The sequence below is a fragment of the Myroides indicus genome (assembly GCF_004364575.1).
Classification (GTDB): Bacteria; Bacteroidota; Bacteroidia; order Flavobacteriales; family Flavobacteriaceae; genus Flavobacterium; species Flavobacterium indicum_A.
This window is the reverse complement of sequence record NZ_SOAG01000025.1, coordinates 33,496-46,729: the sequence shown is the minus strand read 5'-3', so window position 1 is coordinate 46,729 and position 13,234 is coordinate 33,496. Positions and strand designations below refer to the sequence as shown.

14 protein-coding genes and 1 pseudogene are annotated in these 13,234 nt (G+C 32.5%); 5 read left to right on the top strand and 10 right to left on the bottom strand.

Features of this window, described 5'->3' with window-relative positions; translation table 11 throughout:
* From C8P70_RS14195 to C8P70_RS10740, 7 genes and pseudogenes are all read right to left on the bottom strand, one after another.
* Positions 1 to 117, bottom strand: a pseudogene (locus C8P70_RS14195) (pseudouridylate synthase); the annotation flags it as partial.
* Positions 118 to 147: 30 nt separating this feature from the next.
* Positions 148 to 2,805, bottom strand: a complete 2,658-nt coding sequence (locus tag C8P70_RS10765; protein ID WP_133713331.1) for a peptidase associated domain and porin domain-containing protein — start codon at positions 2,803 to 2,805, stop codon at positions 148 to 150.
* Positions 2,806 to 2,819: 14 nt separating this feature from the next.
* The gene (locus tag C8P70_RS10760) at positions 2,820 to 3,608 is read right to left on the bottom strand and encodes a GLPGLI family protein (RefSeq protein ID WP_133713330.1); all 789 of its coding nucleotides are present in this window, start codon (positions 3,606 to 3,608) and stop codon (positions 2,820 to 2,822) included.
* On the bottom strand, positions 3,608 to 4,405 hold the full coding sequence (locus tag C8P70_RS10755; RefSeq protein ID WP_133713329.1) for a GLPGLI family protein: 798 nt from the start codon (positions 4,403 to 4,405) through the stop codon (positions 3,608 to 3,610). Before C8P70_RS10755 ends, C8P70_RS10760 begins: the two co-directional genes overlap by 1 nt.
* Before the next feature lie 171 nt (positions 4,406 to 4,576).
* Positions 4,577 to 5,221, bottom strand: a complete 645-nt coding sequence (locus C8P70_RS10750) for a peptidoglycan-binding protein LysM (RefSeq protein WP_133713328.1) — start codon at positions 5,219 to 5,221, stop codon at positions 4,577 to 4,579.
* 239 nt (positions 5,222 to 5,460) lie between these two features.
* Positions 5,461 to 7,320: an ABC-F family ATP-binding cassette domain-containing protein gene (locus C8P70_RS10745; protein WP_133713327.1), complete on the bottom strand. Its 1,860-nt coding sequence runs from the start codon at positions 7,318 to 7,320 to the stop codon at positions 5,461 to 5,463.
* A 112-nt stretch (positions 7,321 to 7,432) separates the two neighbouring features.
* Positions 7,433 to 7,816 (bottom strand): helix-turn-helix domain-containing protein, encoded by a 384-nt coding sequence (locus tag C8P70_RS10740; protein WP_133713326.1) that lies wholly within the window; start codon positions 7,814 to 7,816, stop codon positions 7,433 to 7,435.
* A gap of 231 nt (positions 7,817 to 8,047) precedes the next feature.
* Here C8P70_RS10740 and C8P70_RS10735 point away from each other — a divergent pair, with 231 nt between their 5' ends.
* The 3 genes from C8P70_RS10735 to C8P70_RS10725 all read left to right on the top strand — a co-directional run bounded on the left by C8P70_RS10735 (position 8,048) and on the right by C8P70_RS10725 (position 9,410).
* Positions 8,048 to 8,284 carry a hypothetical protein gene (locus tag C8P70_RS10735; RefSeq protein WP_133713325.1) on the top strand — a complete coding sequence of 79 codons (237 nt, stop codon included), beginning with the start codon at positions 8,048 to 8,050 and terminating at the stop codon, positions 8,282 to 8,284.
* Between the two features lie 57 nt (positions 8,285 to 8,341).
* Positions 8,342 to 9,100 (top strand): hypothetical protein, encoded by a 759-nt coding sequence (locus tag C8P70_RS10730; protein WP_133713324.1) that lies wholly within the window; start codon positions 8,342 to 8,344, stop codon positions 9,098 to 9,100.
* A gap of 85 nt (positions 9,101 to 9,185) precedes the next feature.
* Positions 9,186 to 9,410, top strand: a complete 225-nt coding sequence (locus tag C8P70_RS10725; protein ID WP_133713323.1) for a hypothetical protein — start codon at positions 9,186 to 9,188, stop codon at positions 9,408 to 9,410.
* On the opposite strand, the gene C8P70_RS10720 is transcribed toward C8P70_RS10725, so the two are convergent.
* The gene (locus tag C8P70_RS10720; protein WP_133713322.1) at positions 9,411 to 9,593 is read right to left on the bottom strand and encodes a hypothetical protein; all 183 of its coding nucleotides are present in this window, start codon (positions 9,591 to 9,593) and stop codon (positions 9,411 to 9,413) included.
* A gap of 83 nt (positions 9,594 to 9,676) precedes the next feature.
* On the opposite strand from C8P70_RS10720, the gene C8P70_RS10715 reads away from it, so the two are divergent.
* A complete protein-coding gene (locus tag C8P70_RS10715; protein WP_133713321.1) occupies positions 9,677 to 10,453 on the top strand; it encodes a hypothetical protein in 777 nt (258 codons plus the stop codon).
* A 151-nt stretch (positions 10,454 to 10,604) separates the two neighbouring features.
* Here C8P70_RS10715 and C8P70_RS10710 read toward each other — a convergent pair whose 3' ends face one another.
* Both C8P70_RS10710 and prmA read right to left on the bottom strand, forming a co-directional pair.
* Positions 10,605 to 10,880, bottom strand: a complete 276-nt coding sequence (locus C8P70_RS10710; protein ID WP_133713320.1) for an ATP-dependent Clp protease adaptor ClpS — start codon at positions 10,878 to 10,880, stop codon at positions 10,605 to 10,607.
* Between the two features lie 17 nt (positions 10,881 to 10,897).
* Complete coding sequence (gene prmA / locus C8P70_RS10705) at positions 10,898 to 11,731, bottom strand: 50S ribosomal protein L11 methyltransferase (protein WP_133713319.1); 834 nt, start codon at positions 11,729 to 11,731, stop codon at positions 10,898 to 10,900.
* Between the two features lie 126 nt (positions 11,732 to 11,857).
* Here prmA and C8P70_RS10700 point away from each other — a divergent pair, with 126 nt between their 5' ends.
* Complete coding sequence (locus tag C8P70_RS10700) at positions 11,858 to 13,084, top strand: porin (protein ID WP_133713318.1); 1,227 nt, start codon at positions 11,858 to 11,860, stop codon at positions 13,082 to 13,084.
* Positions 13,085 to 13,234 lie beyond the last annotated feature (150 nt).

The following is a 13,234-nucleotide window of genomic DNA, read 5'->3' as shown; positions in this document are numbered from 1 at the left end:
CAAAATCTGTACAGCGTATTCTTCAATATTTCCTGCTATAAAAGATTTATGTACTAACAAATCTCTGGGTTTGTTAATAGCTACAAGATACTTATCCTGATATAGTATTTCCAACATCTGACAAAGATAAAAGTATTCCGGTTGATATTAGAAATTGAATCTCACAGAAAACAAAACCTGTGTCGGTCTTAATTTAAACCAAGTAGTCGACGTTTGAATATTGTTGATGATTACCTCTTCATATTCTTTGGTATTCAAAATGTTTTGCCATTCAATTTCAAAATCTATTTTCTTTTTATCCCATTTAAACCGATACATCAGATCCATAAACCGATTGGCAAATGCTTGATGATTAAACCTGTTTTCCTGATAATCCAGCTTCCAAACAAGGCTGTGATTTTTTATCGGAAAAGCATCTATCCTCGCATTATGGCTTCCTGAATAGGTGTTGGTATTTCTATTAAAATCTTTTCTCTGCGATTGCCTGTAACTGAAATCATATGTAAAGTTTAACCAATCAAAGTGATTGTTTGTCACCTGAAATCCGTATGTATAATGGTACATTTTTACTTTTCTCAGCATTTGATTGAGCAAAACATCTGCTTTGTTTTTGTTTACTCCAAAACTTCCTTTGACATTGGTGCTAAATTCGCTAAAAAATTTTCCAACATTGATATTTGCCGTCTGTGAAACGGTTTCGTTTTTTTGTTCTAAAGCTTCGATAATCTGCTGTCCGTTTTCGTCAATCTGGCTTCCGTATAATAAATTATTTTTAACAATGCTGTAACTTGTGCCTCCGTTTATAAAAATCCCGTTAAAGGGATTTTTAAATTCAAAACGCAAACCCGAAGTATAACTTTTTGAGTCTTCTATTTTACTTTGATAAGCCGTAAAATTCAATCCGCTAAAAATATAATGCGGGTAAAGCTGATTCAACGGAGTAAAATCCGTCTTCACATTAGCATATCCTCTCAAAGTGAGCATATGTGATAATTTATATGAAGTATAAAAAGACGGTTGAAAAACGGCTCGGTTTACAGTTTTTTTTGCATTTGATGTATTATCTTTTAACGAAATTGCTACCCAATAAACCGGCAAACCTATATTCAAATCCCATTTTACACCTTTGTAGTTCAGGCTGGTATTGGCTACATTGGAAAACTTACTATAATTTAAATCATTTTGATATAATCCGCCAATTTGTATTCTTTGCGCTTCAAAACCGTACAAATCAGTTTCTATTTTACTGTTTTCATACAACACACTGTATTCTTCCGTAAGCGTCCACTTTTTTATTTTCCAAGACATAGATAAAGCATTTTGTGTATAAAATGTATTATCTGTATAAGTTTGCTCCATTCCGATATATTGGTTGATGGATTCATCCGGAAAATTGAGAATATCCGTGGCGTTGACACCGTAATTTTGTCTGTCGCGCGTAAAGTCAATAATAGATTTAAAGTTGGCAAATTTGTTGTTCCCAACCGGAATTAACGTACTGATTGAGTTTTGAATATCAAATGAGGGCGACATTACACTTTGCGCCAACGAATTGTCGTTTAACAATAAGTTTCCTCTGCTTTTTTGTTTTTGAACAGATAGCAAAAGAACGTTTTTTAGATAATTGTTTTCGGTATTTTTTGTCAGCGTCAAATACGTCTTAAAATTTTCGGAAAACCTAAAACTGTTATTTTTTCTTCCATATCGAATGACTTTGCCTTCATTTTCTCCGTCAAAAGCGTTTTTAACTTCTGTGTATTGCTCACCTGTGCGTTCATTCTCGTCGTTGTAATAATACGCATTTATCTTCAATTCCAGTTCTTTGGACAAATTAGTTAAGACATTTCCGGATATCAAATGCGATTTGTTAAATAGGTAGCGAGTTGATGAAATAGACGGCAAAGCGGTTTCTGCAATTGCCAATTCATTTCCGGTAGCTTTGTGATACGTATAAATATCAAAACTACTAAAAACACCGTAATTATTAAGTTTTGACGCTACATCATCACCTGTATTATTGGTTTCATAATTAATCAGATATTGTAATTCTTTGCTAAAAAGCATGGGAGATACCGAACTTTTCCACAAAAACGGATTTCCGCCAACTCCTACTTTCCCGCTTCCACTAAAACTTATATTTTGTTTTAACCGAATGTTTATCGCCGGATTTTCGGAAGCCACTTTATTCTGAAGCATTTTTATCGGCTGATGATTTTCCAAAACTTCCAATTTACTCACGTGCATATTGGGCAAAGCTTTGGTTATTGAAGTATATTTTCCGCCCATTAAATCTTTGCCTTCTACATAAAACTTATTGATTGGCTTACCCTGATAGGTAATTTGTCCACCCAACCCAACTTCTATTCCCGGCATTTTTTTGAGCACATCTTCCAAAACTCTGTCATTTTTTCCGGCAAATGCATCTAAATCAAACACAATAGTATCGTTGCGCTGCGTAATTACAGAAGCTTTAACAAAAATTTCTTCCAGTTGAGTGGCTTCTGCTTTAAGCTCAAGAATCAACTCCTGTGAATCACTTTTAATCAATTGATTAAAAACAGCATAATTAATCGCTGTAACTCTGATATTTACTTCGTCTAAATCGGTTTTTAAAGCAATTTCAAAATTCCCTTTTTCGTTGACTAATTCATAAGCCAATACTACTTTTGTAACCGGATTTTCGACAGAAACCGTAGCGTAGTTGACTGGATTGTTTTCTTCGTTTACAACTTGCCCTTTGAATACAATTTGTCCGTGTACAAACACGGAAAGTAACCCCAAAAGTCCGGCTAATAAATATTTCATTCAGCATTTTTAAATTAATACAACTCTATTGGATTAGGTTCTTTTCCAATTTTTTTGGTCATATGTTCACGCACTTTGACATCTTCTGTAGGGTTTGCCCAGCGACTGCCTCTTTCTTCTATAATTTGAAGCAAATTTTTATTTGCGTTGGCTTCTTTAATGCGTTTTAGCTGTTTATCTGTAACTTCTTCTGCTTGCGGGAATTCTGTAAGCAAAAATGTCGATGCTTTTTCGCTCTTTAAAAATTCAAACAGATAATCCTTGTCGCTGTCAACCGCTTTTACCACAAATCCTGGTAGGTTTTTAAATTTATATGGTCCGTCAATCAACGAAATTTCCTGCGTAAACCAAACCGTCCAATGACGTCCACCAAATTCGGCTTCGGCTTTTTGTACTTTCAATCCGTTATAATCTCCCTGTTCTGGCAAAATATTCCATTTTATCAAGTTTACATCTTGTTTTACGGCATATATTTGCAATGAGTTCAGTTTTTCAACCGTTGTCATATTTTTATTTTCTTTAAACACTGCCAACCACTTAAACTGAGATTCCGGAACATCTGCTTCTTCATCTTTAATCTCTGCTTCTATGTCAATCAACAAGTATTCGGGCATAAACCGAGATTGTGTATCCAAAACATCCAAAAATATTTTTTCAGTTATTTCAGCTGGTTCTATTCCTTCTATTTTTTCAAATGGTTTATATGTCAGTTGATATTCGTAACGCATTACGTTTTGAAATTCCTGTGCGTAACTAATTACAGTAAAGCACATAACTGCTAAAATGATAAATATTTTTTTCATTATAATCTTTCGATGTAATTAGTATTATCTCCTTGTTTTTGGTTTAACTGTTGTTCGCCTTCCGGGTTATTTTCCAGATTTATTTTGATTCCCTGCTCGTCCAGTATTTGTTTAAATGTTTTTTGTGCATTGAGTTTTCTTGCCTTTTTTAATCCAGAAGCTGGTACTATACTTGCTTTTTCATAACTCTCGTATTGCAAAATAGTTTGCGCTTTTTCACTTTTGGCAAACTCAAACAGATAATCGTTTTCGCTATCAACGGCTTTTACCACAAATCCCGGCAGGTTTTTAAATTTATACGGTCCGTCAATCAGCGGTATTTCCTGCGTAAACCAAACTGTCCAATGGCGTCCGCCAAAATCAGTTTCTGCTTTTTGAACTTTCATCCCTTCATATTCCTCTATTTCGGGAAAAATTTCCCATGTGATAATACCTATCGGTTCTTCGGTTTTCATAAAAGAAGGACCTACTTTGGTAAAGTAATACATCTTAGCTCCTTCTTTGGTTACCACCCAATTTCGTCCCGTTGTTGGGGTATCGGGAGTTCCTACAGATTCGTTTCGGTAGATAGCATTTTTATCATCGGCGACAAATTCAATAAAGGTTACTCTTTCCTCAGAAGCAAACCGGGAATTGTTATCCCATACGTCCAAATAAACATTTTCCTTTATAAATTCATCTGGATTCAAAACAGATCTGAATGTCATCGTATATTCGTAACGCATTACATCTTTAAATTCCTGTGCATTAAGAATAAAAGTGAAACAGCATATAAAAGCAGATAAGATCTTTTTCATAAAATTTTATTTTAAGTTTTATATAAAAACAAACATACACCTATTAAATTAGTTTTCAAAAATTGAAATAATAATAGTTTGATAATTACACATAAAAATCAGATTTCCCGCTGTGTTGTACACAGCGGGAAATCTGATTTTAAAGCTTATACTTTATATAGGTTTAGATTATTATAGCAAAACCACAGGGTTCTGTTTTGCTTCAATTTTAGAAGTGTCAAAACCTCCAAATTTTTTTAGATAAGTTCCAATCGAAGTTCCGAAACCATCTCTAAAACGGCTTTGTCCGCCACTGTATAAAAACTTTTTTACAGACCCTGCTCCTCCTAAGTGAGCCGCAGCTAGAATTCCTGATTCTGTAATAGAAATGCCGGCGATAGTTTTACCGACAAACTTCTGAATTTCATCCTTTAAAATCCATTTATTTTTTGCTAATAAAGCATCAAATGCTTTTTCCTGCAACAAAGGATCTCTTAAAAATTCCTTTGTATCAATGACACCAATTGCTTTTAGAGCTGTTTTTCCAAATTGATATTTCCCCATATATCCGTAAGGATTTACAATATCATACAATCCGTACGATTCTCTGATTCCAATTGCTTGCTTAAACCCTACATAGGTTTTACCGGTAAAAGGTACTTTTATCCAATCTCCTCCATTTTCATTGGCATGAAGTGAGGGTAAATCGTAGGTAAGGCATTTATCCGAAATTAGTTTATATTGCTCTAACCGCAATGTTTCATATTTTTTAAATCCCGAAATTACTCCTCCGATTACAAGCACTGTACCGATAATTAAAGAACATTGTTTTCTCATTAATTACAATTTCTCAAGCCCTGTCACCACTTGAAATTTCTAACCGCAAATGTACTGCGTTTTTTTATTCGTACTATTAATTTACAACATATTCTTTGTTTTTTAACTTTTAAAAAAACGTAAAAATCACTAAAACAACAACTTAACAAAAATAACTTTAACTGAATTAAATTTGGTTTTATTAATAATCCTTAATAAATTAAAGGGCAAAAACTAATTTTTAACGTATAAAAAAGCTATTATTCTTCCATTTTTGAAGAAAGTTCAAACCATTTTTCTTCTTTTTCTTCTAATTGATGTATCACTTTTTGGAGTATTTTAGCTTGCTTTTCTATTTCATCATCTCCTAATTTTCCTTCTGCAAACAACTTCTCTATTTCTGTTTTTTCTTGCTCAAGTTTAGCTATTTCCCGTTCCAGTTTTTGGAATTCTTTTTGCTCTTGAAAAGTCAGTCCGTTGCGGACCTGATTTTCTTTCCAATTTACTTTTTCTTTGGGTTGTTCTTCTTTAACAGGTTCAATACTGTCTTCATATATTCTGAAATCAGAATAATTTCCCGGAAAATCTTCTACCACTCCTTCTCCCCTGAAAACAAATAGGTGATCTACAATTTTATCCATAAAATACCGATCGTGAGAAACCACCACCAGGCATCCGGGATAATCCAGTAAAAAACTTTCTAACACATTGAGTGTTACAATATCCAAATCATTAGTGGGCTCATCCAAAATAAGAAAATTCGGATTTTGAATAAGAACGGTACACAAATACAACCTTTTGAGCTCCCCTCCACTCAGTTTTTCAACAAAATCGTATTGTTTTTTACGGTCAAACAAAAAGCGCTCTAATAATTGAGCTGCCGAAATAAAACGTCCTTTAGTTAAAGGAATATATTCGCCGAACTCTTTAATAACGTCAATTACTTTTTGCTCCGGCTTCACTTCAATTCCATTTTGCGTATAATAACCGAGTTTAATAGTCTCACCAATAACTACTTTTCCACTGTCCGGCTGAATAGCCTGTGTCAGAATATTTAAAAAGGTAGATTTTCCGGTTCCGTTTTTCCCGATAATCCCTACTCTTTCTCCTTTGGTAAATGTATAATTGAAATCTTTGAGAATTGTTTTTTCGTGAAACGATTTGTTGAGCTTATGGAGCTCTACAATCTTGCTTCCTATCCGCTCCATATTTATTTCCAGTTCTACCTGATGTTCCCTTCTTCTGCTGTGCGCCTTTTCTTTAATGACATAAAAGTCGTCAATCCTAGATTTTGATTTAGTAGTACGGGCTTTGGGCTGGCGACGCATCCAATCCAGCTCTTTTACATATAAATTTTGCGCTTTGTCTATACTTGCATTTTCAGCTACAACCCGCTCTTCTTTTTTTTGAAGGTAATAGGAGTAATTTCCTTTATATTGATATATTTTTCCGTTTTCAAGTTCGACAATCTCGTTGCAAACCCGCTCCAAAAAAAAGCGGTCATGCGTAACCATAAACAGTGTTATATTTTCTTTGGCAAAATAATTTTCGAGCCATTCAATCATTTCTAAATCCAAATGGTTGGTAGGTTCATCCAGTATCAGCAAATCGGGCTTATTGATCAATATAATTGCCAGCGCCAATCTCTTTTTTTGCCCTCCCGAAAGGTTTTTAACTTTTTGTTTGAGATCTTCCAGCTTTAATTTTGACAATATCTGCTTGTATTGGGTTTCGAAATCCCAGGCATTATGCAGTTCCATCTGCTCAAAAGCTTTTTGATACGCTTCTGCATCTTCCGGATTTTCTAAAGCTTTTTCATATTGCTCAATCACTTTTAAAATATCGTTATCCGAAGCGAATATGCTTTCTTCTACTGTTAGTTCGTCCTGTAAATTAGGTTCTTGAGACAAAAATTCCATACGGATTCCCTTGCGCATTACTACTTGTCCACTATCAGGCGAATCTTGTCCGGTTAATATTTTTAAAATTGTTGTTTTTCCTGAGCCATTTTTAGCAACAAAAGCAATTTTTTGGTCTTTGTTGATCCCAAAAGAAACATCTTCAAAAAGCGTACGCGCCCCAAAAGATTTGGCTATATTTTCAACTGATAGATAATTCACGTCATTCTATTTTGCACAAAAATAGGCTTTATTTTAATATAAAGATTAGTATCTGTAAACTCGGTAATTTGTAAAGTTTAAGTGAAACCTAAAAGGAAATATCCGTTCCAACCTACATCAAATCTCCAAAGCGATCTCTATAAATCTTTAACTCTTTTTCACTATTATGCAGCAATTTTTCCAACAAAATTATTTTGTCCTCATACAGCTTTTTTAAAGTTTCTTCATCCGACTTAGTAATATTGCTATTGATATTACTTTCTTTGATTGTATTAAAACTATTAAAAATACCTTGGGTATCATACGCTACCAAATCACTTACATCCATTTCAAACACTTTAGCAATGTCTTCAAGTTTGCTCATAGTCAATCTTGTGCTCCCATTTTCAATTTTGCTGTACGCTGCCTGAGTCATTCCCAGCTGTTCTGCCATATATTCCTGCGTATAGTTTTTTAATTCTCTGATATTCCGTATTTTTTCTTCTACATTTTTCATATTTATAACTTTTAAGAATAATATACAACACAAATATAACCAATTATAACTAAGGGAATTTTTTTTTTGTAAAAATTTTAATAATACTTTATGAAAGAAAAACGAAGTAAAACCAGAACGGTGATTGTGTTTTCATAAACAGGATTTTAATTTTTTAATGCTTCTAACAAAACTATCAATAAAACTAAAATTTAAACCTTATAAACACCAACTCAATTAACTTTTAAGTATATGAAATTTAAAATTATTTTTAGTGTACTACTACTTACATGGACAGGTTGTACAGACAAAAAATCAAATAGCCCCTCTACAGAAGATTTTCAAAACACTGAAAATCATTCAGAAAATATTATAAAAAATGATTTGACAGAAGAAAACTTAAAAGGTAATATTAAATATATTAAATTATCGGAATATGAAGCTGTAGAGAAATTTGGAAAAATAATAAAAGGAAAATCAAAAAGTTAAGTTATAGAAGATTCTAGAGGTTACATACACGATACTGACGGAAACAGTTACTCTATAATGGGACAGTATACCCAATATACGGAAACTATATACAACAAAAGGGGAAATATTTTAGAAATAAATATATATAACTCAAAAAACATACTGTTCAATAAGACTCTTTATCACTACGATGAGAAAGAAAAATTAATAGAGATAAATTCCTATGATAATTCATATCAAACGACATCACATAATACAACATTTTTAAAATATGATGAAATAAGAAATACAATTACAGAATATGTTTATGAAAATGACAGATTATCTCAAAAAAATGTTTATCATATTAATAAGTATAAAAACAAAATGAAAATGAAGGATGAATTTTACAATACTTATGGAGAAGTATTTTTAACTACTACTTATCAGTATAACAACAATGAGCAGATAATAGAAGAGAAATATAGTAGTAATAATTTTAGTTCTAAATATTTTTATCAATACAATGAAAAGGGACAGTTAATAGAAAAAATATTTGAATCAGAAAAAACAGTACGTCCACCTCATAAAATAACAACTTATCAATATGATAAAAGAGGAAATAAAATAAAAGAAAACACTTACAATTCCGATGGTAGTTTAAATTTTAAGCTAAATTATATATACGACAAAAAAGAAAGGCTGATAGAAATTAAAGAATATTATCCTCATTATCAAAATTCGTTTTTTAAAAAAACTTATGAATATGATGATAAAGATAATTGGATTAAACAAATAGAATACCATAATAATACTGCAACAGCAATTACAGAAAGGCAAATCGAATATTATTAATTGATTTATTTAATCAATGGTAAAGATCACTAAAATAAAAATATATTACTAATTCTAATTATTATAAACCCTTAAATTAAAAAATATGAAAATATTTAAAATTATTGATTGCAACAATAACGAACATGACGTATTATCCGACTTTATCTACAAATTTACGCAAATAGATCCAGCTTTTGGAGAGAAGAAATCTATAACTCAAGTACATATTGCACATAAAGAAAATGAAAACAATTTAGAAATTATAAAAACCTATGAGCCGATTACTTCCATAAAAAAAAGATTGGAGACCCATCTCAAAAACTCCTAACTAATTGTTAACATAAAAATCTATGGTTAAATCATAAAATATATTATTCTCAATAAAATTTATTTTTATTGTTAGCTCTAATACAGTCGGTGATGAAGAAGAATTATCTGAAATAACTCCTCTTACCACAAAAGTAGCTACTTGTACCGGAAGCAGTAATTGCAAAGCTTGTAAAAACTGCAAATATTGCAAACACTGTTCTAAAGACAAGGGAAACTGTGGAGTTTGCAAGTAAAACAACTATCAACAACCTTTAATCTATTACAATGACAAAGTATTTTTCACATATCATCTTGTGCGTTTTTTTGGCTACGGCATTTAGCAGTTGCAATAAATACAGAAAAAACTCCGAAGAAGTTTTTAGCAAAAAAGTTTTTATAGATGCAGATACTTTGTTAACCAAAATACCAGAGGAAATAGCAATTGATGATATCCAAAACTCTAAACCAGAAAGAAGATATCCTGAACACAAGTTTTTAACGGATAGTTATCCCAAAAAGTCAAGAAAAATAACGGGAAAATTTAAAAACCCGCATACGGTTAATACGCTTTATTTTCACTATTACAGTGCTGCATACCAAAAGCATATCCAAAATCCTGAGCCTTCTGTGTCTATGCCTAGCAGTTTTTACAGCGAAGATGATTTTTACAGGTGGATAAAAGATGTTAAGCCCGTGGCGTTTGCAACTTTTAGCAATAAAACGATAGATACGCTTTGGTTTTCCAAAGAAGAGGGTTTTCCTTTGTTAGAAATCATCTATTTACACAATGACGGAGATTTAGACGGAGACGGATTAGATGAAATTTCTTTTGTAAACGGATCGTATTTTATGTCAAACTCATATCAATTTCATATGGTCTCTTTAAACCAAGGCAAATGGAAAGAGATATACAGCGCCTTTATAATGAATTGGATGCTGCCACCGGCAAAAAAGAACAAAGAAAATAACCCTTTTGTAAAAAAGATAAAAGACAAAGTATTTAAAGTTCCCAACTTCAATACGGAAGTAGAAAATGACAGTATCATAATTAAGATTCCTTAAAACTAAAGCACACTATTATAAAACACAATTGATGTAACAAGAATCCGTTACTTTCCTCTTTCATTTTATATAGAATGTGTATACAGAGTTTTTGGCGCAGTGTTTTTATTAAACAAAAAAACCATCTAATTTAAGATGGCTTTTTCAAGGTTTATACTATTTCTGCGCTTAATCCTGCATCCAACAGTTGCAGGCACTGAGGTTTTAGCACTTTAAATTCGCCCGTTTTCACCGTACACTTTCCGGTGTAATGTACCAAAATAGCACATTGTTCTGCTTGTTCCGCGGAATGATCGCATACTCTTATCAGTGTTTCTATCACATGATCAAATGTGTTAACATCATCATTGTAAAGAATTATCTCATTGTTACCGTTCAATAATTCCAAAACATCAATCTCTTCCTGAACCTGTTCGTGAGTACTCATAATCTTTTTGTCAAAATTTATTTTTTTATCATTTTCAAAGATACCCAATTATTTTTTTCTAGCCGGTTTTCCAGCGATAAACCATTTTTTTCAGCACATTTTTGGATTGCCGGAATATCTTCGGTGTAAAATCCACTAAAGTAAATTTCGCCATTATTATTTAAACATGCAACATATTTATCCATATCGTTCAGCAATATATTTCGATTGATATTTGCCAAAATCACATCATATACAGGCTGCTTGCTTAAAATTGAAGCATCCCCTTCAAAAACCGTTATATTGTCCCGGTTATTTCGGGCTGCATTTTCTATAGAGTTTAAATAGCACCAATTGTCAATATCTACTGCATCAACTTGCTTTGCTCCTCTCATTGCTGCTAAAATTGCTAAGATAGCCGTTCCGCATCCCATGTCCAGTACTATTTTATCCCTCATTTCATTGTTGAGAATTTGTCGGATCATCATAAAAGTAGTTTCGTGATGCCCTGTACCAAAGCTCATTTTGGGTTCTATAACAATATCATATTTAGCTTCTGTCTTTTCGTGAAAAGGAGCTCTGACATAGCAGATGCCCTCTACATCAATCGGATCAAAGTTTTTTTCCCACTCCTCATTCCAGTTTACCTGTACGATATGCTCTTTTGTATACGTAATTATAAAATCTTCAGACTGTAAAATAAATATACCATCTAAAATATCAGACGTCCACAGTACCTCCTGTACATAAGCACTAATACCGTTTTCGGTTTCTTCGAAGCTCTCAAATGCTTTTTCACCCAATTCGGCAATTAATATTTCTGCTCCCGGATTTTTAGGCTCAATTGTAAAGTGATAAGCTATATACGACATAATTATAATTTCATTTTAAATCTGACTTAACTATTTAATAACATTAAAATCATCTATCAATAACAAAAAACAGACAGACGGCAAGCAAAAATAACATTAGTTTTGCGCAAATTTATATTTTATATCATGAAAAATGTTTACACCTTAGTATTATTATTGATTTCTCTGGCCGCATTTTCTCAAGAAACAGAAAAAACGGAAAATAATGACCTCAAATTATCTCAATTACCTTATTACAGTTATGGAAAAGGATTGGGTATGACCTCTGCTGACAGTATTTTTCAATTAAATATACGCTTCCGCATGCAAAATCGATTAAGCATTATGAGTAATGAAGACGAAAAAACAAAATATGAAGGTGAGATTAGACGTCTTAGATTGCGCTTTGACGGTTATGTCGGAAATCCTAAATTTTTATATGTAATTCAGCTTTCATTTGCTCCAAAGGATATGGGTACTGCCAAAGAAGGCGAATCTATAAATATAATTCGAGACGCTGCTTTAACCTATCGTCCAAATCAACACTGGAGCTTTATATTCGGGCAAACCAAACTTCCGGGCAACAGACAACGAATTAACTCGTCCGGTGCTTTACAGCTAACTGACCGCTCTATCAACAATGCTAAATTTAATATTGACCGGGATTTTGGAATTCAGGCATATTATCTTAACGAAGACAAAAACAAATTTGGATACAATATAAAAACTGCGGTAACAACAGGACGTGGAAGAAACTGGACAGGCACAGAAAATGACAGCTATGCCTTAACCGGCAGAATCGAGCTTTTTCCTTTCGGAAGTTTTACCGATAACGGAGCTTATTTTGAGGGAGATATTAAAAGAGAAGCCGTACCCAAATTAATGCTTGCCAGTACATTTTCACACAATAATAATGCAGAAAGATCACAGGGACAAACCGGCGACAAGCTTTTGGAACCAAAGTCCTTTAACTCACTGATGTTTGACGGTATTTTAAAATATAATGGTTGGTCGGCAATGGTTTCGTATATGAATAGAACGTTAAGCGATCCTATTACCTATACAGTAGCAAATGATTTGTCAGAACCTTATTCCTACGTTTTTTCGGGTTACGGAACGGATTATCAATTAAGTTATTTATTTCCGAACAATTACGAAATTATCGGAAGGTTTTCGTCTCAAAAAGTAAAGGACGATTTACATCGACAAATTAATCTTCCGCATACAATGGAATACACTTTGGGGGTAACCAAATATTTATGGGAGCACACATTTAAACTTCAAGCAGAAGTGACATATGATAAGCTTAATTTTTATCAAGGAAATAGCAAAAACAATCTTTATTTCAGATTTCAATTTGAGATAGGCATTTAAAACGTTTTTGCTGTATTAAAGATGAATATCTTAAAAAAATAAATTGTTCATAAAGCATATTAGCTCACTTTTTACATATAAAACTTTATTATTGTGTTAGTTATATTATATATATTTTATAACTTTGTTATATTAACCAATAATTAAACA